The organism is Streptomyces sp. NPDC023527, from assembly GCF_055560115.1.
On the sequence record NZ_JBVHJJ010000005.1, the window covers coordinates 321,862 to 343,828 of the forward strand.

Here is a 21,967-nt window from a genome sequence, read left to right on the forward strand (position 1 = left end):
TCCTTACACGAGGTACTGGCAGGTGGCGCGGGGGACGTAACGGCCGTGCCCGGCACGGCCGGTGAAGCGCCCGCGCTCGATGACGGTCTCGCCGCGGGAGAGGACGGTCTCGACCCGGCCGGTGACCCGCCTGCCCTCGTAGGCCGAATAGTCGACGTTCATGTGGTGGGTCGCGGCGGAGAGGGTCTGCTCGGCGTGCGGGTCGTAGATGACGATGTCGGCGTCGCCGCCGGGGGTGATGGTGCCCTTGTGCGGGGCGAGGCCGAACATCCGGGCGGGGGCGGCGCAGGCGATCTCGATCCAGCGGCGGCGGGTGATGTGCCCGTCGACGACGGCCTGATGGAGGAGGTCCATGCGGTTCTCGACGCCGGGCAGGCCGTTGGGGATCTTGGAGAAGTCGCCGCGGCCGAGCTCCTTCTGGCCGGAGAAGCAGAAGGGGCAGTGGTCGGTGGAGACGACCTGGAGGTCGTCGGTGCGCAGCCCGCGCCAGAGGGCCGCCTGGTGCTCGCGGGGGCGCAGCGGCGTGGAGCAGACGTATTTCGCGCCCTCGAAGCCGGGCTCGGCGAGGTTGTCGGTGGACAGGAAGAGGTACTGCGGGCAGGTCTCGCCGAAGACCGGGAGTCCCCTGTCGCGGGCCTGGACCAGCTCGGCGACGGCTTCCTCGGCGGAGACGTGCACCACGTACAGGGGGCTGCCGGCGACGCGGGCGAGGGCGATGGCGCGGTGGGTGGCCTCGGCCTCCAGCAGCGCCTTGCGGACCTCTCCGTGGTAGCGGGGGTCGGTGCGGCCGGCGGCGAGGGCCTGTTCGACGAGGACGTCGATGGCGATGCCGTTCTCGGCGTGCATCATGATCAGGCCGCCGTTGCCGGCGGCGCGCTGCATGGCCCGCAGGATCTGGCCGTCGTCGCTGTAGAAGACGCCGGGATAGGCCATGAACAGCTTGAAGGACGTCACGCCCTCCCCCACCAGCAGGTCCATCTCCTTCAGGGAACTCTCGTTCACATCGGAGAGGATCATGTGGAAGGCGTAGTCGATGGCGCAGGTGCCCTGGGCCTTGGCGTGCCAGGTGTCGAGCCCTTCGCGCAACGCCTTCCCGCGTGACTGGACCGCGAAGTCGACGACGGTCGTGGTGCCGCCCCAGGCGGCGGCCCGGGTGCCCGTCTCGAAGGTGTCGGAGGAGGCCGTGCCGCCGAAGGGCAGTTCGAAATGGGTATGGGCGTCGACCCCGCCGGGGATGACGTACTTCCCCGTGGCGTCGAGCGTACGGTCGGCGGTCCAGCCCCGGGCGCAGTCGCTGTCCGGGGCGGCGAGGGCGGCGACCTTGCCGTTCTCGACGAGGACGTCCGCGGGGATCTCCTCCGCGGCGGTGATGACGAGGCCGCCGCGGATGACCGTGGTGGTCATGGCCGCTCCTTTCCGGCGATGGTGTCCTGCGTCCGGCGCAGGGCTTCTTCCAGGGCGGCCGCGCCCTCCTCGGCTTCGGCCACGGTCAGGGAGAGGGGCGGGGCGATCCGCAGGACGTTGGCCTCGCGGCCGCCCTTGCCGATCAGCAGGCCCCGGTCCCGGGCGTGTTCGAGGGCGAGGGCGGCGGCGTGCGGCGAGGGCGACCCGTCGTGCTCGACCAGTTCGAGGCCGATCATCAGGCCGCGGCCGCGCACTTCGCGGACCACCGGGAGGGCGGCGGTGATGGCCCGGAGCCGCTCGATGAGGAGGCCGCCGACGCGGCGGGCGTTGCCCTGGAGGTCGTGTTCCAGCAGGTAGGTGAGGTTGGCGAGGCCGGCGGCCATGGTGACGGGGCTGCCGCCGAACGTCGAGATGGAGTTGGCGCCCAGGCAGTTCATGACCTCGGCGCGGGCGACGACGCCGCCGATGGACATGCCGTTGCCGATGCCCTTGGCGAAGGTGAGCAGGTCGGGCGGGCCGCTCGCGGCGTGTGCCTGCCAGCCCCAGAAGTGGTCGCCGGTGCGGCCCCAGCCGGTCTGCACCTCGTCGGAGATCCACAGGATGCCGCGGCTCGCGAGGACCTCGCGGAAGGCTGCGTACAGCCCGTCGGGCGGTGCGGTGAACCCGCCGACGCCCTGGACGGGTTCGGCGATGAGCGCGGCCACATTGCCGTGCGTCTGGCCGAGGATGTCCCGCAGGTCCTCGACGCACGCCTCGATGAAACGGTCGTCGCTCAGCGAGGCATAGGGGCCCCGGGAGCGGATCCCGCCGTGCACATACAGGGTCTGGAGCGGGGAGAGGCTGGTGGGCGACCAGGCGGCGTTGCCGGTGATGGCGATCGATGAGAAGGAACGGCCGTGGTAGCTGTTGCGCATCGCCAGGATCTGGTTGGAACGGCGGTAGGTGGTGGCGAGCAGGAGGGCCGCGTCATTGGCCTCGGTGCCGGAGGAGGTGAAGAAGACGCGGGCGTCGGGGATGCCGGAGAGGGCGGCCACGCGCTCGGCCAGCTCGACCATGTGCCGGTCGAGATAGAGGGTGGAGGTGTGCAGGATGCGCCCGGCCTGCTCGCCGACGGCCTTGGTGACCTCGGGGAGGGCGTGCGCGGTCATGGTGGTGAGGATGCCGCCGAAGAAGTCGAGGTAGCGCCTGCCGTCGGCGCCCCAGACATGGCGGCCCTCGCCGTGCGTGAGCTCCAGCGGTTCGCGGTAGTACAGGCCGAGCCACTCGGGCATCACGGCGCGGTGCCGGGCGTGGAGGTGGGCGGCGGGCGTGGTGGCGGGGGAAGCCCCGGAGGGTCCCCCGGCACCGGAAGGGGGCGAGCCGCCGGCACCGGCCGCGGGGCTCATGGCGTGACCAGTCCGTCGTACGCGTCGGGCCTGCGGTCGCGGTAGAACGCCCATTGCTGACGCACCTCGTCGATGAGGCCGAGGTCGAGATCGCGGACGATCAGCTCCTCCTTGGTGTCGCTGGCGGTGCCGCCGACGAACTGGCCGCGCGGGTCGACGAAATACGACGTGCCGTAGAAGTCGTTGTCGCCGTACTCCTCCTGGCCCACGCGGTTGATCGCGGCGATGAAGTACTCATTGGCGACGGCCGCGGCGGGCTGCTCCAGCTGCCACAGGTGGGCGGACAGGCCGCGCGAGGTGGCGGAGGGGTTGTAGACGATCTGGGCGCCGTTCAGGCCCAGTTGGCGCCAGCCCTCGGGGAAGTGGCGGTCGTAGCAGATATAGACGCCGACCTTGCCGACGGCCGTGTCGAACACGGGCCAGCCGAGGTTGCCGGGTTTGAAGTAGTACTTCTCCCAGAAGCCCTTGACCTGGGGGATGTGGTGCTTGCGGTACTTCCCCAGATAGCTGCCGTCGGAGTCGATGACGGCGGCGGTGTTGTAGTAGAAGCCGGAGTCCTCGATCTCGAAGACGGGCACGACGATCACCATGCCGGTCTCCCGGGCGAGGTCGCGCATCCGGCGGACCGTGGGCCCGTCGGGGACCGGCTCGGCCCAGCGATAGTGCTCGCTCTCCTGCACCTGACAGAAGTAGGGGGCGTTGAAGACTTCCTGGAACCCGATCACCTTCGCGCCCTGCGCGGCGGCCGCGCGGGCGTGCTCCTCATGCTTGGCGATCATCGACTCGGTGTCGCCGGTCCAGGTCGCCTGAACCAGTGCGGCGCGCACAACATTGGCCATGAGCTGCTCCTTTGCCGGGGCGTCAGCCAGGCTGACACGCGTAGATCCACGTGTGGTTGCGACCGTATGACCCGTCACGCTCTGTGGCAAGACCATCGCTCCCCCTGTGGATAACCAGTAAGAAAAACTTGCAAGTTTCCCTGCCTTTTTCTACGGTGTCACCATGCCCGACAAGGACCCGGGACCCGCGACGGGCCCCGCCGACAGACCCACGACGAGCCTCACCCCCGGCCCCGCCACCACCCAGGAACGCGTCGCCGCCGACCTGGCCGCCACCGTCTCCCACCTCATGCGGCGCCTGCGCACGGCCTCGCCGCAGGGCTCCCTCACCCCCTCCCAGCGCGCGCTCCTGAGCCGCCTGGACACCGATGGTCCGGCCACCACCGCCGCCCTGGCCCGCGCGGAGCTCGTCCGACCGCAGTCCATGCGGGTGATCGTCGGCGTGCTGGAGGACCTGGGGCTGGTCGCCCGCTCGCCCCACCCCACCGACGGCCGACAGGTGATCGTCTCCCTCACCGACCGGGGGCGGGAGGCCATCGCGTCCGTACGCCACTCCAAGCACACCTGGCTGGTCGACGCCATCGCCCACCGGCTCACCCCCGACGAACAGCGCACCCTCGCCGACGCCACCGAGCTGCTCAAACGCCTGGTGGCTGGGTGAAGAGCCCGCAGGGTACGTGAGCGCCCGCACCGCCACCGACCGCGCGCCCGCCACGACAACAGACCACCCCAAGGAGCCACGAGACCATGCCCGCCACCACCCTCGACCCGAACACCGCACTCGTCCTCATCGACCTCCAGAAGGGCATCCTCGCCCTGCCCACCGTCCACCCCACCGGCGAGATCCTGGAGCGCGGCGCCCGGCTGGCCGCCGCCTTCCGCGAGCGCGGGCTGCCGGTGGTGCTCGTACGCGTGGTGGGCGCCGCCCCCGGCCGCGCCGAGGCCCCCGCCCGTTCCGGGCGGCCGCCGGCCGACTTCGCGGACCTCGCACCCGAACTCGACCGCCAGGACACCGACATCGTCGTCACCAAGCACAGCTGGGGCGCCTTCTTCGGCACCGACCTCGACCTCCAGCTGCGCCGCCGCGGCGTCACCCAGATCGTGCTCGCGGGCATCGCGACGAGCATGGGTGTGGAATCCACCGCCCGCGCCGCCCATGAGCACGGCTATCACGTGACGGTCGTGACCGACGCCGTCACCGACATGGACGGCGACGTCCACCGCAACAGCGTCGAGAAGGTCTTCCCGCGCCTGGCGGAGACCGGCACGACGGAGGACGTGCTCGAGCTCCTCGGCTGACCGGCCCGCCGTACGGCTAACCCGTAAACGCCGCGTACGCCACCATCGCGCCCGCGACCAGCACGTACCCCAACAGCCCCAGCAGGGCGGCGCGGTGGTGGAACCGCTCCGCCCGGGCGGGGTCGCCGCCGTGCACCGTCCAGCGCCAGCACAGCACCGTGGCGACCACCGCCAGCAGGGCGTACACCAGCGTGAGCAGGTGCAGCCAGTCGACGAGTGTCAGCCCGTTCGTGCTGTTGATCAGGGTGTTCACCTGCTGGAGATTCAGCATCACGACGAACAGCCCGCCGCCCAGCAGGCCGAGCCGGCTCTGCAGCGTGTCCAGTCGCTCGGCCATGCCCAGTTCCTCGCTGTGCGAGGGAAGCAGGAAGGTGGCGGTGGCGATGAGCACCATCAGATAGAGCGGTCCCGTCAGCTTCCAGAAGATGGTGGGGTCGCTGCGCCGCAGGTCCATCTGGATGAGCAGCCGGCTGTGGGTGGTGCCCGCCCCCTTGGGGAGCGTGGGATCACCGAAGTTCGTCGGATAGTGCCGGGCGACCTCGGTCAGCCGGAAGCCGGACAGGCGCCAGCCGGGTGGCGCGATCGCCCTGTTCGCGGCGGAGTTCTCGTTGTCGGGGGTGAACCGGAACGCGTCGACAGTGCGCGGTGAGTTGACCATGATCTCGATCCGGTGCCGGTCGAAGGGAAAGGCCCGGACGTCCCAGTTCTGCCGGAACTCCCCTTGGACCACCGTCACATCCCGGAACCGGTCCTCCTCGCGCGTCAGCGTCGGCTCGCCCACGTCCGGGTCGTTGGAATTGCCGAAGGACGCCGTGGGCAGGGGGTCGAGGTCGCGCGTGGGGCACACGCTCCACAGCGTCAGCCGGGCGGCGAAGGTGTGCTCGGCGGGGTCGAGGTCGTACAGATCGCTGAGATACGTGCCGACCCGGCAGGTGGGGGCCGGCGCCGCGTTCGCGGCGGGGGCCGTCAGCAGCCACACCGCGAACACGCCGGACACCAGCGTCAGCAGAGCCGGGAGACCCCGGCCGATCCGTCCCCCACCCGTCCCGGCCATATGCCAGGAGCGTCACCCGGCGCGCGCCGGCCGAACCGGGATCAGGCGCCGATACACCCATGTGGGGGACGGAGCGTGAGAGCACGCGCTCAGCGCACGGGCGGCCGCCCGCTCGGGCGCACCACCATCGCCGAGCCGCCGCCGCGCCGCTTCTTCTCGGCGGCGGCGACCCACCGGCCGTCGGGCAGCCGCTGCACGCCGGTGGCCGCGCCGATCTCCGGCACCTGCTTGAAGACATGGCCGAGGGCTTCCAGCCGGCCCCGCGTGGGACTGTTCCACAGGCCCGGTTCCAGCTCGGTCGTCGCGGAGTTGCGCTGGCTGGCGCGCGGCGCGGCGATCGCGTCGACGAGCGGCATCCGGCGGTCGACGTGGTTCAGCAGGGACTGGAGCGTGGTGGTGATGATCGTGGCGCCGCCGGGCGAGCCGAGCGCGAAGGCGGGCCGCCCGTGTTCGAGGACGATCGTCGGCGACATCGAGGAGCGGGGGCGCTTGCCCGGCCCGGGCAGGTTGGGGTCGTGGACGCCGGGGCTCACCGGCACGAAGGAGAAGTCCGTGAGCTCGTTGTTGAGCAGGAAGCCGCGGCCGGGCACGGTGATGCCGCTGCCGCCGGTCTGCTCGATGGTGAGGGTGTAGGCGACGACGTTGCCCCACTTGTCGGCGACCGTCAGGTGGGTGGTGTTCTCCCCCTCGTACGGGGTGGGGGCGGCCTTGCCGTGCGTGCCGCAGCGCGCCGGGTGGCGCGGGTCACCGGGCGCGACCGGGCTGGTGAGGACGGACCTGTCCTTGATCAGGCAGGCGCGCGCGTCGGCGAACCGCTGCGAGGTGAGCGCCTTGGTGGGCACGTTCTCCCGCGTGGGGTCGCCCACCCAGCGGTTGCGGTCGGCGAACGCGACCCGGCTGGCCTCGATGTAGCGGTGCAGATAGGTCGTCTCGTCCGGCTTGGTGAGATCGCCCTTGTTCTCCAGGATGTTGAGCGCCTCGGCGACCGTCGTCCCCCCGGAGGACGACGGGGCCATGCCGTAGACGTCCAGGCCGCGGTAGGACGTACGGGTCGGGGCCTGCTTCCTGACCGTGTAAGCGCCCAGGTCCCGGGCCGTCAGGTCGCCGGGGCGTGCCACGCGGCGCGACGCCGGGTCGACGGGGGGCTTGCGGACGGTCCGTACGACGTCGCTGCCCAGCTCCCCGTGGTAGAGGACGTCGGTGCCGCGCCGGGCCAGCAGGGCGTAGGTGCGGGCCAGGTCGGGGTTCTTGAAGGTGCTGCCGACGGCCGGGGGCCGGCCGCCCGGCAGGAAGAGCTTCGCGGAGGCCGGGAAGTCCTTGAACCGCCGCTCGTTGTCGGCGGTCTGCTGCCGGAAGGTGGCGTCGACGGTGAAGCCGGAGCGCGCGAGGCGTTCGGCGGGCCGCAGGACCTGCGCCAGCGACCGGCTGCCCCAGGCGTTCAGGGCCGCGTCCCAGGTGGCGGGCGTGCCGGGGGTGCCGACGCTCAGGCCGCTGGTGACGGCGTCGTCGAAGGGGATCTGCCGCCCCTTCTCCAGGAAGAGGTCCTTGCTGGCGCTGCGGGGGGCCGTCTCGCGGCCGTCGATGGTGGAGACGCGGTGGCTCTTGGCGTCGTAGTGGACGAAGTAGCCGCCGCCGCCGACACCGGCGGAGTAGGGCTCGGTGACGCCGAGGGCGGCGGCGGTGGCGACGGCCGCGTCCACGGCGTTGCCGCCCTTGCGGAGCACCTCGATGCCGGCGGCCGAGGCGTCGGCGTCGACGCTGGCGACCGCGCCGCCGTAGCCGACGGCGACGGGTGACTTGGCGGGCGTACGGGCGGCCGTGCCCGCCGAGTCGTCCGGGCCGCTGGCGGCGGCCGGTGCCATGCCCAGTCCGGCGATCAGCGCGGCCGTCGCGCCGAGTGCGGGCAGATGTCGCGGGTGCCGTCGTGCGGTCGTTCTGGCGCGGGCCATCCTTACCTCCATGCGGGCGAGCGGGGCCCGGAGCCTACTCGGCGGCCGTGGTGGAGGACAGGGTGCCGCGCGACGGCACCGCGCGGGTCAGCTCACCGGCGGATCAGCGCACCCGGCCGAGGGCGCCGAGCACCGCGCCCGCCATGGCCGACTCGCCCTTGGCGTTGGGGTGGAAGGGCGCTGCCGGGCTCTCCGGCCGCACGCCCTCGACCCAGCGGTCCGCGGTGGGCGTGCAGACGTCGTGGCCGACGGTGGGGGTATAGGTGTCGGCGTAGCGGACGCCGGCCTTGCGGGCCTCGCCCTTGAGCATGGCGTTGAGGCGCTTCTCGGTGTCCCGGAGGTAGGGGACGTCGCCCGCGGCGATCGGCACGGACGGGAAGCAGCCGGTGCCGCTGTCCGGCATGATCGCGGGATAGCCGACGAGGACGACGCGGGCGTGCGGGGCGCGCCGGTGCACGTCCCGCAGCACCTTGGCGATCTTGGGCGCGGTGTCGGTGATGCGGGCGGTCAGCTCGTCGGTGCCACCGGCGTTGTACTTCTCGCGGCAGGGGTCGCCGGCCGGGTCCGAGGCGGACAGCTGGGCGCAGGTGCCGATGATGTCGCCGAAGCCGATGTCGTTGCCGCCGATGCCGACGGTGACAATCCGGGTGGCGGTGCCGAGGGAGTTGAGCTGGGGCGGGTTGTCGCCCTGCGCGCGCCACATGTCGTCGGTCTTCGCGCCGCTGCAGCTGACGTCCTTGAAGGAGGAGATGTGCAGCGCCTTGGCGGTGAGCGCGGGGTAGTTGACGCTGGAGCGGGCGCAGTCGCCGCCGCTCTGCTCGGGGACTCCGGGTGCGGAGGTGTAGGAGTCGCCGAGGGCGACGTAGCGCTGTCCGGCGGTGGTCGCCTCCGAGGCCCCGGCGGCCGTCGCGGGGGCGGCGCCGGCGGCCAGGGCCGCGGCCGCGCCGAGCACCGCCACAGCCTTCCCGTACTGCCCGCCGCGTCTGTGCACCTGTGCCACTACTGCCTCCGGTGTTTCGAGGATCACGATTCGAGGATCACGATTCGAGGATCAAGAGATGAAGATCGAGAGATGCAGAGATCAACAATCAATGCGAGGCACAGACTCGCTTCGCGGTGATCGCCTGTCAATCCGCTGACCTGCGACGCTGTGAAGATCACAGCCATATTTGGAGTCCTGGATACCAATTAACCGCGGCGAAGGTCTACAGTCGGACCGTGCGACTGACCAAGAGCACCGACATCGCGCTGCGCATGGCCATGCGCCTGGCGGTGACGGGCGAGCAGGACGCGCCGACCACCCGCGAGGTGGCCGGCGCCGTCGGCGTACCGTACACGCACGCCGCCAAGGTGGTCAGCAGGCTTCAGCACCTGGGGGTCGTGGAGGCCCGCCGGGGCCGGGGCGGCGGGCTCACGCTCACCGCCGCCGGGCGTACGGGCTCGGTCGGGCACCTGGTGCGCGAGCTGGAGGGCACCGGAGACGTCGTCGGCTGCGAGGACGAGCCGGCGTGTCCGCTGCGCGGCGCGTGCCGGCTGCGGGGCGCGCTGCGCGCGGCCCAGGAGGCGTTCTACGCCGCGCTCGATCCGATCACCATCGAGGACCTTACCGCCCGGCCGACCGGCCCCCTCCTGCTGACGCTGGGCAGCGGCCCGCCGACATGACAGACCCCCTTCCGTCCGCTTGTTTTCGCACACCCTTGAATACGACTCTGAGATGCAAATTTCAGCCCGAACGTCAGGAGCCGCCGATGCTGTCCCCGAAGTCGACCGAGATCGTCCGTGCCACCCTCCCCGCGGTCGGCGGCGCCATCGGCGAGATCACCCCGCTCTTCTACGACAAGCTCTTCGCCGACCACCCCGAGCTGCTGCGCGACCTCTTCAACCGCGGCAACCAGGCCAACGGCAGCCAGCGCCAGGCCCTCGCCGGCGCCATAGCGGCCTTCGCCACCGCGCTGGTCGAGCACCCGGACGTCCGCCCCGACGCGATGCTCACGCGCATCGCCCACAAGCACGCCTCGCTCGGCATCGCACCCGAGTCGTACCCCCTGGTCCAGCAGCACCTCTTCGCCGCCATCGCCGAGGTACTGGGCGACGCGGTCACCGCCGAGGTCGCCGCGGCCTGGGACGAGGTCTACTGGCTGATGGCCAACGCCCTCATCGCCATCGAGGCCCGGCTGTACGAGGAGGCCGGCACCGCGCCCGGCGACACGCTTTCCCCTTACCGCGTAGTGGGCCGGCTGCGGGAGACCGCGGACGTGGCCACCTTCCTCGTCCAGCCCGTCGACGGGCGCCCGCTGCCGGCCGCCCGCCCCGGCCAGTACGTCTCCGTCCAGGTGGAACTCCCCGACGGCGCACGGCAGATCCGCCAGTACAGCCTCTCCGGCCGCCCCGACGGCGCCCTCCAGTTCTCCGTCAAGCGGCTCGCCGGCGACCCGGCCGGCGAGGTCTCGAACCACCTCCACGACCACGTCTCGATCGGCGACACCCTGCTGGTCGGGGCGCCGTTCGGGGACGTCGCCCTCCAAGAGGGCGACTCGCCCGTCCTGCTCGCCTCCGCCGGCATCGGCTGCACCCCGATGATCGGGATGCTCGGGCACCTCGCGGCCACCGGCGCGCGGCGCCGCGTGATCGCCGTCCACGCCGACCGCGCCGAGTCCACCCACGCCTTCCGCACGGACCTCGCCCAGCTGGTGGCCAAGCTGCCGGACGCATCCGCACACGTCTGGTACGAGCACCCCGAGGACGACCACCCCGCCGACCGCACCGGCCTCGCCGACCTCACCCGCATCGACATCCCGGCCGGCACCACCGCCTATCTGTGCGGCCCGCTGCCCTTCATGCGCTCGGTGCGCGCCCAGCTCCTCACGGCGGGCGTGGCGGCCGCCGACATCCACTACGAGGTCTTCGGCCCCGACCTGTGGCTGGGGGCGGAGTCCTGACACCCTCCGGCACCCGCGTTCCTGACAAGAAGTCAATCGTTACCCACGCGTAACTCGTCAGGTCATTACCCCCGGTAAGCAACTGAGGTTACCGTCGGGTCACTTTGCACCGGCCGTGCCGCACCCCCCTTTCGTCACCCCCGCGGCACCGACGTCAGGAGTGACCGTGCGACACCCACTGACCGTGCGACACCCGTGGAAGGCCCGGAGGGCCCTGCGCGCCTCGGCCGTCGGCGCCGCCTCCGCCGCCCTGCTCGCCGGCACCGCCCTCGGGACCGCGCCCGTCGCGCAGGCGGCGGAGCGCGGGCCCGAGGCCGCGCGGGCGGCCGGCGCGGGTGTGAGATTCGTCGACATCCCCGGGTCCGGCGGCATCACCCTCAAGGCCAACGTCTTCGCCCCGGGGGACTCCGGCGGTTCCCGCCGCCACCCCCTGATCGTGCTGCCCACCAGCTGGGCCATGCCGCAGCTGGAGTACGTCGCCCAGGCCAAGAAGCTCGCCGACACCGGCTATGTCGTGGTCAGTTACACCGCGCGCGGCTTCTGGCTCTCCGGCGGGAAGATCGAGACGGCCGGGGCACCGGACATCGCCGACAGCTCCGAGGTCATCGACTGGGCGCTCGCCAACACCCCCGCCGACCCGCGGCGGATCGGCATGGCGGGCGTCTCGTACGGGGCCGGCATCAGCCTGCTGTCCGCCGGGTTCGACAAGCGGATCAAGGCGGTCGTCGCGATGAGCGGCTGGGCCGACCTCGCCGAGTCCATCTACGGCGGGCGCACCCAGCACCGCCAGGCGGCCGAACTGCTCGGCGGCCTGGGCAAGCTGACCGGTCGGCCGGGCGAGGAACTCCAGGGGATCCTCAAGGACTTCCTGGGCTCCGACCTGGCGAGGGAGAAGAACATGCTGGAGTGGGGCGCCAAGCGCTCCCCCGCCACCTACCTCGACGACATCAACGCCAACGGCGCGGCGATCATGCTGGGCAACGCCTGGGGCGACACGCTCTTCCCACCGGACCAGTACGCGAAGTTCTACGAACGGCTCAAGGGTCCCAAGCGCCTGGAGCTGCGGCCCGGCGACCACGCCACCGCCGAGGGCACCGGGCTGCTCGGCCTGCCCAACGACCTCTGGGCCAACACCCACCGCTGGTTCGACCACCACCTCAAGGGCGCCGCCAACGGCATCGACCGCGAGCAGCCCGTACAGCTGAAGTCGCGCACGGACAGCGGCTACGAGTCCTACCCCAGCTGGGCGGCCGTGGACCGGACGCGGCGCACCCTGCCCCTGGACGGCACGCGCACCATCCGCGCCGATGTCGACTCGGGCGCCAACGGCGGCACCGTGCTGCTCACCAACGCCCTGGACCAGTTCCTGAAGCTGCCGCCGATGGTCTCGGTGCCGCTGCTGCCGCGCGCCTTCGCCGCGGTGTGGCAGTCCGGGCCGTATCCGGCCGCGCAGCGGGTCCGCGGCAGCGCGACGCTGCACACCACGCTGACCAGCGACAAGGAAAGCGGCACGGCCATCGCGTACCTCTACGACGTGGGCCCGCTCGGCGTGGGCAAGCTGGTCAGCCACGCCCCGTACACCTTCCACGGCAAGGAGCCGGGCCGGGCGTTCGGTGTCGACCTGTCGCTGCTCTCCACCGCCTACGACGTCCCGGCCGGGCACCGGCTCGCGCTCGTGGTCGACACCGTGGACCCGCTCTACATCGAGCACAACCCGGCCGGCGCCCGGCTGACGCTCTCCTCGCCGGAGAGCGACCCGTCGACCCTGTCGGTGCCCGTGCGCGACTAGCCGGTGACGTCCGCCGCGCGGTACGTGCCCGGAGCCAGGTAGACCGAGAAGCGCGGGCAGGCGCCGCCCCGGTAGGACATGAAGTTCTGGGTCAGGGACTCGGACAGGGGGCGGTCGGCGAGGGCGTCGAGGACGGCGACGTACGACTCGGCCGCCGCCACGCCCTCCGCGCGCAGGAAGGCCGCCACCCGGTCCCGGGCCGCCGCGTCGTGGTCGTGGACCGGGATCAGCGGAATGTACGCGGCGGCGCTCGGCAGGTCGTGCCGGGTATCGAGGGTGAACGTGGTGACCGGAGGCTTGCGCTTCCAGGCGGGGGCGTCGTCGGGGCCGTTGATCTCCCGCAGGGCGCGCGCGAAGAGCCCCGGGACGTGGTCGCGGGCGACGGCCGCCTTGGCGTCGATGTCCTCGGCGGACACCCCGGAGTGCGCCAGATACACCTGCGCGCGGAAGTCGTCGCCGCCGACGAGGTCCAGGGCCACGGCGACGGGCTCGTGCGCCGGGCCGAAGGTGCCGCCGAGGTGGTCGGCGAGGGCGCGCCAGGGGCGTTCCAGGCCGAGGCGGACCATGGCCTCCTCGGTCCGGGCGGCGGCGAGTTCGCGGCCGGCGACCGCGGGGTTGAGGAAGATCTTGTACTGCGGGTGGCCGCCCGGGCTCCAGGCCACCGCGTGGGCCATGGTGAAGTACCCCTGCGGGTCGTCGTCCGTGAAGAGGTCCTCGATCTCCAGCAGGCGGTCGACCGAGACGCCGGGGCGGCCGGCCAGCCGGCGGCTGAGGGCCATGCCGTCCCGCATCCGCGACAGCGCGGTGCCGTCGCCCGGGGACTCGATGGAGAGCCGGACGCCGGCCTCGCCGTCCGCCCAGGCGATGGAGGGCTCGAAGGGCATCCCGTCGATGGACACCCAGCAGGCGCGCTCGGGCGGCGTGCCGACCGGGGACCGGCCCCAGGGCTCGGTCAGGTCGCGCAGCAGGGCGAGGATCGACTCACGGCTCTCGCCGGTGAGTCCGAGGCTCCGGTACGCCCGCCACACGCGGTCGCAGGCGACTTCGGCGTAGGTGTCGGCCGGGCGATAGCGCGTGGACTCGAAGCGCAGCGGTCGGCCGACCATTTCGGCGACGACGCCCGATTCCGGCGTGAAGGCGCCCGGGGCGCCGGCGTCGAGGTCTACGGCATCCATCGTGTCTCCCTGTGCGTGACGAACATGCGTGACGAACATGCGTGGCGACGTGCGGGGTGCGCGGGACGTGCGGGACGTGCGTACTCGTGACGTCCGAGGGCGCCTTCCGAAGCGAAACGGTGCGTACCGAAGGCAAAAACGAGCGCGATCCTGCCATCGGGGAGCAGGCCCTGTCAGCGCTTTGCCCGGCAATTGCCCGGGAGCCCCTTATCGGGCGTATGTTCCAGCCAATATGCGGCGCCGCGGGCGTAGAGGCGGCCGCTCAACCAGGCCCCGCCGCACGGTAGTTGAACAGGAAATCGCCGCACCCCGAGGCATACCGCGCACGGTTCGCACCTGGGTATTACCCGCGGTTGCAGCTCATCCGATCAGAGGATGAACGAGATCGGCCGGAATCCTCCATCGCGGTGGTCCGCATCACGACGTGCTGCGACATGATCGCTACACATCGTTCGCTGGTGCGCGCACCGGGCGAATGGGTGTGTGCCCTGTCCACATGCGGCCAACCGGAGCGTCGGCGCCGCCGTGCTCCGGGAAGCCCGCGCAGAGGAGTTGTTGACGCGTGTCCGCACAGCACCACTCCGCCCGACCCCCCTCCACCGCCGGCGCTCCCCCCTTCGCCACCGCTCCGCCCGAGGGCGGCACACCGCCCGCCACGCTCCCGGAGGCGTTCGCCCGACAGGCGGCGCTCACGCCCGACAGCACCGCGCTGATCAGCGGTGACACGACCCTGACCTATCGCGAACTCGACGCGCGCGCGGGGAATCTGGCGCGCAGGCTGACCGCGGAGGGGGTGCGTCCCGGCGCCACCGTGGCGGTGCTGATGGAGCGCTCCGCCGAGCTCGTCGTCTCCCTCCTCGCGATCGTGAAGTCCGGTGGCTGCTATGTGCCGCTGGACCCCCGGCAGCCGGCCTCGCGGCTGGAGTGGATCCTGGAGCAGACCGGTGCGCGGGTACTCCTGACGGCCGGCCCCCGGCCGGGCGCGGAGATCGGCGCGGGGCTGCGGACGCTGCCGGTGACCCTGGACGGGAGCGCCGCGCCGGACGCGTACGAGGACCTCAGCGGTTCCCTCTTCCCGGCGGAGCCCCGGCAGTTGGCGTATGTGATGTTCACGTCCGGCTCCACCGGCACGCCCAAGGGCGTCGCGGTCACCCACGAGAACGTGGTCGGCCTGGCCCGCGACCGGGCCTGGCACGGCGGCGCCCACGGGCGCGTCCTGCTGCACTCGCCGCACGCCTTCGACGCCTCGACCTACGAGCTGTGGGTGCCCCTGCTCTGCGGCGGGGCGGTCGTCGTCGCGCCCCCGGGGGAGCTCGACGCGCGCGGCATATCGGCCGCGGTCACGGACGCGGGGATCACCGGGCTGTGGGTGACGGCCGGGCTGTTCTCGGTGCTGGCGGAGGAGGACCCGCGCTGCTTCCTCGGCGTGCGCGAGGTGTGGACCGGCGGCGACGCGGTCTCCCCCGCCGCCGTACGACGGGTCCTGCGCGCCTGCCCGGACACGGCGGTCGTCAACGGCTACGGGCCGACGGAGACGACCACCTTCGCCACCTGCCACCGGGTGGCCGACGCCGGGGTGCTGGGCACGGTGGTGCCCATCGGCGCCGCCATGGCCGGGATGCGCACCGAGGTCCTCGACCCCGAGCTGCGGCCCGTGGAGCCGGGCGAGGTCGGCGAGCTCTACGTCGGCGGCTCGGGGGTCGCCCGCGGCTACTGGAACCGCCCGGCCCTGACGGCCGAGCGGTTCGTCGCCGACCCGCTGGGCGAACCGGGCGCGCGCCTGTTCCGCACCGGCGACCTGGTACGCCAGGGCCCCGACGGGCTGCTGGAGTTCGTCGGACGCAGCGACGACCAGGTGAAGATCCGCGGCTTCCGGGTGGAGCCGGGCGAGGTCGAGGCCGTCCTCGCCGGGCACCCCGGCGTCGCCCAGGCCGCCGTCGTGGTCCGCGAGGACCGGCCCGGCCAGAAGCGGCTCGTCGGCTACGTCGTGCCCGCCGAGGAGACCACCACCGAGCACGGCCCGGAGCGGGCGGACTCCGTCGGCGAGTGGCGGGAGATCTACGACTCCCTCTACAGCGACGTCGCGCGGACCCGCTTCGGCGAGGACTTCTCCGGCTGGAACAGCAGCTACGACGGCCGGCCCATCCCACCGGAGCAGATGCGCGAGTGGCGGGACGCCACCGTGGAGCGGATCCGCGAACTGCGCCCGCGCCGCGTCCTGGAGATCGGCGTCGGCACCGGCCTGCTGATGTCCAAGCTGGCACCGCACTGCGACGCCTACTGGGGCACCGACCTCTCCGGGCAGGTCATCGAGGCGCTGCGCACCCTGGTGGGCCAGGACCCCGCCCTGGCCGGCCGGGTCGAGCTGCGCGCCGGCGCCGCCGACGACGTCGAGTCCCTGCCGACCGGCTTCTTCGACACCGTCGTCATCAACTCGGTGACCCAGTACTTCCCCGACGCCCACTACCTCGCCGACGTCCTGACCAAGGCCGTCGACCTGCTCGTACCCGGTGGCGCGGTCTTCGTCGGCGACGTGCGCAACCTGCGGCTGCTGCGCGGCTTCCACACCGATGTCCAGCTGCGCCGCCCGGACCTGCCGGCCGACCCGGGCGCCGTGCGCGCGGCCGTCGAGCACGGCATGGTGCGGGAGAAGGAACTGCTGGTCGACCCGGCCTTCTTCACCGAGCTGGCGCACACCGTCCCGGGCGTCGGCGGCAGCGAGGTGCGGGTCAAGCGCGGCCGGTACGTCAACGAGCTCACGCGCTACCGCTACGACGCCGTGCTGCGCAAGGCGTCGGACCCGCCGGCCACGCCCTCCCTGCCCGTACGCGAGCTGAGGTGGGGTCGGGACATCACCGACCCCGAGTCGCTGGCCGCCCACCTCGACGCGGCGGGCGCCGCCGACCTACGGGTGACCGGCGTGCCCGACGGCCGGATGGCGCCCGTGGCCGAGGCGCTGCGGGCGCTGGAGGGCGACGGCGATCGGCGTACGGGCCGGATACGGATCCTGGACAGCCGGGACGACGCCGACTCCCTCGGCCTGGAGGAGTTCCACACGCTGGCCGACAGCCTGGGCCTGCGGGCCTCGGCCACCTGGTCGGCCGGCGTCGAGAACGCCCTCGACATCGTGGTGACCGCCCGCCGCCCCGGCGCCCCGGGAGGCGGCGCGCCTCAGCCGTCGGGGGTACCGCTCACCTCGCTCGTCAACGCGCCCGCCACGGCCCGGGACACCGGCGCGCTGGTCTCCTCGGTCCGCGCGTTCCTGCGGGAGCGGCTGCCCGAATACCTGGTGCCCGCCGCGACGGTGGTGCTGGACGCGCTGCCGCTGACGCCCAACGGGAAGGTGGACCGGCGCCGGCTGCCCGAGCCCGGCACCGGGTCGGCCGAGGACGGGCGGGCGCCGCGCGACCCGATGGAAGAGCTGCTGTGCGGGCTGTTCGCCGACATCCTGGGCGTCTCCCGGGTCACCATCGACGACAGCTTCTTCACCCTCGGCGGCCACTCCCTCTCCGCGACCCGCCTGTCCACCCGGCTGCGCTCGGTCCTCGGCCTGGAGCTGCCCGTGCGCAGCGTCTTCGAGACGCCCACCGTCGCCGGTCTGGCCGAGGCCGTGCGCCGGGCGTCGGCCGGTGACCGGCCCCCGCTGGTGCCCGCCGACCGGCCCGAGCGGGTGCCGCTGTCCTTCGCCCAGCGCCGCCTGTGGTTCCTCGAACACCTCCAGGGGCCGGGCGCCGCCTACAACGTCCCCCTGGTGCTGGACCTGCGCGGCGAGCTGGACCGGGCGGCCCTCGAAGCGGCGCTGGCCGATGTCCTTGAGCGGCACGAGAGCCTGCGGACGGTCTTTCCCGAGACGGCCGGGGTGCCCCGGCAGGCCGTCCTCGACGGCGCCGCCGCCCGGCCGCCGCTGGAGGTCACCGAGGTCGCGCCACAGGAGCTGGACGCGGCGGTGGCCGCCGCGGTCCGGCACCCCTTCGACCTCGCCCGGGAGATCCCGGTGCGGGCCCGGCTGTTCACGACCGGGCCCGGCGCGCACGTGCTGGCGCTGGTCGTCCACCACATCGCCTGCGACGGCTGGTCGCTGGCGCCGCTGTGGCGGGATCTCGCCACCGCCTACGCCGCCCGCCGCGCCGGCGGCCCGCCCGTGACGGAGCCGCTGCCGGTCCAGTACGCCGACTACACCCTCTGGCAGCACCGGCTGCTGGGCGACGAGGACGACCCGGGCAGCCTGGCCGCACGGCAGATCGCGTACTGGACGGGCGCCCTGACCGGGCTGCCCGAGTGCGCCGAACTGCCCGTCGACCGGCCCCGGCCGCAGGTCGCCTCGCACCGCGGCGACACCCTGCGCTTCAGCGTCGACGCCGATCTGCACCGCCGGATCGCGGACCTGGCCGCCCGGTCGGGCGCGAGCCCGTTCATGGTGGTGCACGCCGCGCTGGCCGCCCTGCTGACCAAGCTGGGCGCGGGCGCCGACATCGCCATCGGCACCCCGGTCGCGGGCCGCACCGACCACGCGCTGGACGGTCTGGTCGGCTTCTTCGTCAATACGCTGGTGCTGCGCACGGACACCTCCGGCAACCCCGCCTTCCGTGACCTGCTGGCGCGGGTGCGGGAGACCGACCTGGCCGCGTACGCCCACCAGGACGTGCCGTTCGAGCGGCTCGTCGACGCCCTCGCCCCCGCGCGCGGCCTCGCCCACCACCCGCTGTTCCAGGTGATGCTGGCGCTCCAGAACGCCCCGCAGGGCGCGCCGGAGCTGCCGGGCCTGAGCGCCCGGGACCGGGCGGTGTCCACCGGCGCGTGCCGGTTCGACCTCTCGCTGAGCCTGCGGGAACGGCAGGGTGCCGACCAGCGGCCGCACGGCATGGACGGCGTGGCCGAGTTCAGCACCGACCTCTTCGACCGGAGCACCGTCGAGCGGCTCGTACACCGCTTCCTGCGGCTGCTCGACGCGGTCACCGCCGACCCAGGGCGCCGGCTCGGCGGCCTCGACGTCGTCCTGCCCGACGAACGCGAGCGGCTGCTGGCGCACAGCGACAGCGGCCAGCGGGCGGAGTGCCGCACCCTGCCGGAGCTGTTCGAGGACCAGGTGCGGCGGACGCCCGACGCGACCGCCCTGATCCACGACGGCGGCGCCGGGCCCGCACGGAAGCTGAGCTACCGGGAGCTGAACATACGGGCCAACCGGCTCGCCCGGTATCTGCTGGCCTGCGGTGTGGGCCCGGAGCGGTTCGTGGGGATCGCGCTGCCGCGCACCGTCGAGTCGGTCGTCGCGACCCTCGCGGTGCTCAAGGCGGGCGGCGCGTATGTGCCGCTGGACGCCGACTATCCGGCGGCGCGCCTGCGGTTCATGGTCGACGACGCCCGCCCGGCCCTGCTCCTGACGGACTCCGCCACCTCCCTGCCGCTCCCCGGTGCCGCGCAGCCGCGCCGCGTCGTCCTGGACCGGGAGGAGACCCGGCGCGCGGTGGGCCTGTGCTGGGAGGCGGACGTCACCGACGCCGAGCGGGCCCGGCCGCTGACGTACGACCACCCCGCGTATGTCATCTACACCTCCGGCTCCACCGGCCGGCCCAAGGGTGTGGTGGTGACCCACTCCGGCGTCGCCGGCGTCGTCGAGGCGCAGCGGCGGCGGTTCGGGGTGACGGCGTCGAGCCGGATCCTGCAGTTCGCCTCGCACAGCTTCGACGGAGCGGTGTGGGAGCTGTGCGGCGGGCTGTTGACGGGGGCGACGCTGGTGATGGCGCCGCCGGAGGCGGCGGCCCCCGGGCCGGAGCTGGCGGCGCTGGTCGAGCGGCACCGCGTCAGCCACGCGACGCTGCCGCCGGCCGCGCTGACGGTGATGGAGCCGCGGCAGCTGCCCTCGCTCACCTCGATGATCGTCTCCGGTGAGGCGTCGTCCGGGGAGACGGTGCGCCGCTGGTCCGCCGGGCGGCGCTTCCTCAACGGCTACGGCCCGACCGAGACCACGGTGTGCGCCACGCTCAGCTCCCCGCTGTCGGGCGGCGCCACCCCGCCGATCGGCCGGCCCACCGTCAACGCCCGCGCCTACGTCCTCGACCGCGACCTGTGCCTGGTGCCGCCCGGTGTCCCCGGGGAGCTGCACGTCTCCGGCGCCGGGCTGGCCCGCGGCTATCTGCGCCGGCCGGGGCTGACCGCCGAGCGGTTCGTCGCCGACCCGTACGGCGCGCCGGGCTCGCGGATGTACCGCACCGGTGACCTGGTCCGCTGGAACGGCGACGGGGAGCTGGAGTTCATCGGCCGCGCCGACGGGCAGGTCAAGATCCGGGGCTTCCGGGTGGAGCCGGGCGAGGTCGAAGCCGCGCTCGGCACCCACCCGGGCGTCGCCCAGGCGGTCGTCGTGCCCCGTACGGACGCGCGCGGCTCCACCTACCTCGCCGCGTACGCCGTGCCCGCCGGCGGCGCGACCGCGCCCGAGGGTCCGGAGCTGCGCGCCCATGTGGCCGGTCTGCTGCCCGACCACATGGTCCCGGCCGCGGTGCTGGTGCTGGACGCCCTGCCGGTCGCGGCGTCCGGCAAGGTCGACCGGGCCGCGCTCCCGGAGCCCGACTTCGGCGCGCTGTCGGCGGGCCGGGCGCCGCGCAACCCGCGCGAGAGCATCCTGTGCGAGCTGTTCGCCGAGGTGCTGGGCGTCCCCCAGGTCACCATCGACGACAGCTTCTTCGCCCTGGGCGGGCACTCCCTGCTGGTGACCCGTGTGATCAGCGGGGTGCGCCGCCGGCTCGGGGTGGACCTGCCGGTGCGCACGCTCTTCGAACGGCAGTCGGTGACCGCCCTGCTGGAGTTCGTCGACGGTGCCACCTCTCCGGCGGGCCCGGAGCCGAGTGCCGTGGTGTACCGGCAGCCGACACCCGCCGAGCTGGCGGCGGAGGCCGTGCTGGACCCGCGGATCACCGTCGGGCCGCGCCGCGAACGGCCCGCCGCGCACGGCCGCGAGAACATCCTGCTCACCGGCGCGACCGGCTTCCTCGGCTCCTTCCTGCTGCGCGAGCTCCTCGACCGCACGAGCGCGGACATCCACTGCCTCGTACGCGCCGAGGACACCGCGCGGGCGGAGCTGCGGATCCGCCGGAGCCTGACGGAGTACGGGCTGTGGAACGAGTTCACCCGCGGCCGGATCGTCGCCGTCCCCGGTGACCTGGAGAAGCCCCTGCTGGGCCTGGCGCCCGAGCGGTTCGACGAGCTGGCGCGCCTGGCCGACGCCGTCTACCACAACGGCGCCCGCGTCAGCGCCGTCGATCCGTACGCCCGGCTGCGGGCGGCGAACGTGGCGGGGACCCAGGAGGTGCTGCGGCTCGCGGCCCGCTTCGAGGCGGTGCCGGTGCACTACATCTCCACGGCCGCCGTGTCCGTCGGCGTCGGGGAGACCGCGGAACACCTCACCACCGTGCCGGAGTCGCACCGGGTCCCCGCCGACGCGGTGATGCCGGGCGGCTACACGACCAGCAAGTGGGTGGCCGAGCAGCTCGTCCGGTCGGCGGGTGAGCGCGGCCTCCCGGTCACGGTGCACCGCTGCGGCCGGGTGAGCGGGCACACCGTCAGCGGGGCGGGCTCCAGCCGGGACGTGTTCTGGCAGCTCGTACGCGCCATGCTCGTCCTGGGGGCGGCGCCGCGCCCGGACGCCGGCGAGGACCTGGTGCCCGTGGTCGACCTGGTGCCCGTGGACCACGTCGCGGCCGCCGTCGTCCACCTCTCCCGGCGCGAGGCCGGCCTCGGACTCACCCACCACCTCACCTGCCCGACGCCCGTGCCCTTCGAGACCGTCCTCGGCCATCTGCGGGCGTACGGCTACCACCTGGGCACCATGGACCTCGACGACTGGACCCACGCCCTGCGGGAGCGGGCGGAGACGGACGCGGGCACGCTGGACGCGGCCGTGCTGCTGACCGACACCCTGCCCGCACTCGCCCGGCTGGGCCGGATCCACCTCGACCGGACCAACACCCTCACCGGACTGGCGGACTCGGGGCTGGTGTTCCCGCCGCTGGACGGCGAGCTGATCCGCGCCTACGCCGACCACTTCGTCGCCGCGGGCTTCTTCCCGCCCCCCGCCCCGCGCTGAGCGACGGTACGGCCGTGCCGGGGCGGCGGGCCCCGCACGGCCGGCGCACCTCAC

General features: G+C 73.2%; 13 protein-coding genes. 6 read left to right on the forward strand and 7 right to left on the reverse strand.

The window, feature by feature from the left end; all coding sequences use genetic code 11:
- Window positions 1–3 precede the first annotated feature (3 nt).
- The 3 genes from hydA to ACZ303_RS12540 all read right to left on the reverse strand — a co-directional run bounded on the left by hydA (window position 4) and on the right by ACZ303_RS12540 (window position 3,628).
- Window positions 4–1,404, reverse strand: a complete 1,401-nt coding sequence (gene hydA, locus ACZ303_RS12530) for a dihydropyrimidinase (RefSeq protein WP_467337966.1) — start codon at window positions 1,402–1,404, stop codon at window positions 4–6.
- Window positions 1,401–2,675, reverse strand: a complete 1,275-nt coding sequence (locus ACZ303_RS12535; RefSeq protein WP_467338210.1) for an aspartate aminotransferase family protein — start codon at window positions 2,673–2,675, stop codon at window positions 1,401–1,403. Before ACZ303_RS12535 ends, hydA begins: the two co-directional genes overlap by 4 nt.
- 110 nt (window positions 2,676–2,785) lie before the next feature.
- Window positions 2,786–3,628 (reverse strand): nitrilase-related carbon-nitrogen hydrolase, encoded by an 843-nt coding sequence (locus ACZ303_RS12540; RefSeq protein WP_467337968.1) that lies wholly within the window; start codon window positions 3,626–3,628, stop codon window positions 2,786–2,788.
- Between the two features lie 163 nt (window positions 3,629–3,791).
- Here ACZ303_RS12540 and ACZ303_RS12545 point away from each other — a divergent pair, with 163 nt between their 5' ends.
- The gene (locus ACZ303_RS12545) at window positions 3,792–4,289 is read left to right on the forward strand and encodes a MarR family winged helix-turn-helix transcriptional regulator (RefSeq protein ID WP_467337970.1); all 498 of its coding nucleotides are present in this window, start codon (window positions 3,792–3,794) and stop codon (window positions 4,287–4,289) included.
- Between the two features lie 86 nt (window positions 4,290–4,375).
- The gene (locus ACZ303_RS12550) at window positions 4,376–4,927 is read left to right on the forward strand and encodes an isochorismatase family protein (RefSeq protein WP_467337971.1); all 552 of its coding nucleotides are present in this window, start codon (window positions 4,376–4,378) and stop codon (window positions 4,925–4,927) included.
- Window positions 4,928–4,943: 16 nt separating this feature from the next.
- Here ACZ303_RS12550 and ACZ303_RS12555 read toward each other — a convergent pair whose 3' ends face one another.
- The 3 genes from ACZ303_RS12555 to ACZ303_RS12565 all read right to left on the reverse strand — a co-directional run bounded on the left by ACZ303_RS12555 (window position 4,944) and on the right by ACZ303_RS12565 (window position 8,957).
- Window positions 4,944–5,924 carry a ligand-gated ion channel gene (locus ACZ303_RS12555; RefSeq protein WP_467337973.1) on the reverse strand — a complete coding sequence of 327 codons (981 nt, stop codon included), beginning with the start codon at window positions 5,922–5,924 and terminating at the stop codon, window positions 4,944–4,946.
- 146 nt (window positions 5,925–6,070) lie between these two features.
- Window positions 6,071–7,930, reverse strand: coding sequence for a gamma-glutamyltransferase (ggt, locus tag ACZ303_RS12560; RefSeq protein ID WP_467337975.1), 1,860 nt, complete (start codon window positions 7,928–7,930; stop codon window positions 6,071–6,073).
- Between the two features lie 103 nt (window positions 7,931–8,033).
- The gene (locus ACZ303_RS12565) at window positions 8,034–8,957 is read right to left on the reverse strand and encodes an SGNH/GDSL hydrolase family protein (protein WP_467337977.1); all 924 of its coding nucleotides are present in this window, start codon (window positions 8,955–8,957) and stop codon (window positions 8,034–8,036) included.
- A 191-nt stretch (window positions 8,958–9,148) separates the two neighbouring features.
- On the opposite strand from ACZ303_RS12565, the gene ACZ303_RS12570 reads away from it, so the two are divergent.
- The 3 genes from ACZ303_RS12570 (at window position 9,149) to ACZ303_RS12580 (ending at window position 12,658) form a co-directional block, all read left to right on the forward strand.
- Entirely contained in the window at window positions 9,149–9,592 is a 444-nt protein-coding gene (locus ACZ303_RS12570) for an RrF2 family transcriptional regulator (RefSeq protein WP_467337979.1), read from the forward strand.
- Between the two features lie 86 nt (window positions 9,593–9,678).
- On the forward strand, window positions 9,679–10,869 hold the full coding sequence (locus ACZ303_RS12575; RefSeq protein WP_467337981.1) for a globin domain-containing protein: 1,191 nt from the start codon (window positions 9,679–9,681) through the stop codon (window positions 10,867–10,869).
- 184 nt (window positions 10,870–11,053) lie between these two features.
- Window positions 11,054–12,658, forward strand: a complete 1,605-nt coding sequence (locus ACZ303_RS12580) for a CocE/NonD family hydrolase (RefSeq protein ID WP_467338212.1) — start codon at window positions 11,054–11,056, stop codon at window positions 12,656–12,658.
- On the opposite strand, the gene ACZ303_RS12585 is transcribed toward ACZ303_RS12580, so the two are convergent.
- Window positions 12,655–13,833 carry a tryptophan dimethylallyltransferase family protein gene (locus ACZ303_RS12585; RefSeq protein ID WP_467337983.1) on the reverse strand — a complete coding sequence of 393 codons (1,179 nt, stop codon included), beginning with the start codon at window positions 13,831–13,833 and terminating at the stop codon, window positions 12,655–12,657. The genes ACZ303_RS12580 and ACZ303_RS12585 overlap by 4 nt on opposite strands.
- A gap of 562 nt (window positions 13,834–14,395) precedes the next feature.
- Between ACZ303_RS12585 and ACZ303_RS12590 the strand changes: the two genes are divergently transcribed.
- Window positions 14,396–21,913, forward strand: a complete 7,518-nt coding sequence (locus ACZ303_RS12590) for an amino acid adenylation domain-containing protein (RefSeq protein WP_467337985.1) — start codon at window positions 14,396–14,398, stop codon at window positions 21,911–21,913.
- The last annotated feature ends 54 nt before the right edge of the window (window positions 21,914–21,967 follow it).

Bases quoted from the DNA above. Each gene is read 5' to 3' on its own strand.
- hydA (WP_467337966.1), bottom strand. From the start codon at position 1,404: ATGACCACCACGGTCATCCGCGGCGGCCTCGTCATCACCGCCGCGGAG.
- ggt (WP_467337975.1), bottom strand. From the start codon at position 7,930: ATGGCCCGCGCCAGAACGACCGCACGACGGCACCCGCGACATCTGCCC.
- ACZ303_RS12540 (WP_467337968.1), bottom strand. From the start codon at position 3,628: ATGGCCAATGTTGTGCGCGCCGCACTGGTTCAGGCGACCTGGACCGGC.
- ACZ303_RS12575 (WP_467337981.1), top strand. From the start codon at position 9,679: ATGCTGTCCCCGAAGTCGACCGAGATCGTCCGTGCCACCCTCCCCGCG.
- ACZ303_RS12535 (WP_467338210.1), bottom strand. From the start codon at position 2,675: ATGCCCGAGTGGCTCGGCCTGTACTACCGCGAACCGCTGGAGCTCACG.
- ACZ303_RS12585 (WP_467337983.1), bottom strand. From the start codon at position 13,833: ATGGATGCCGTAGACCTCGACGCCGGCGCCCCGGGCGCCTTCACGCCG.
- ACZ303_RS12545 (WP_467337970.1), top strand. From the start codon at position 3,792: ATGCCCGACAAGGACCCGGGACCCGCGACGGGCCCCGCCGACAGACCC.
- ACZ303_RS12550 (WP_467337971.1), top strand. From the start codon at position 4,376: ATGCCCGCCACCACCCTCGACCCGAACACCGCACTCGTCCTCATCGAC.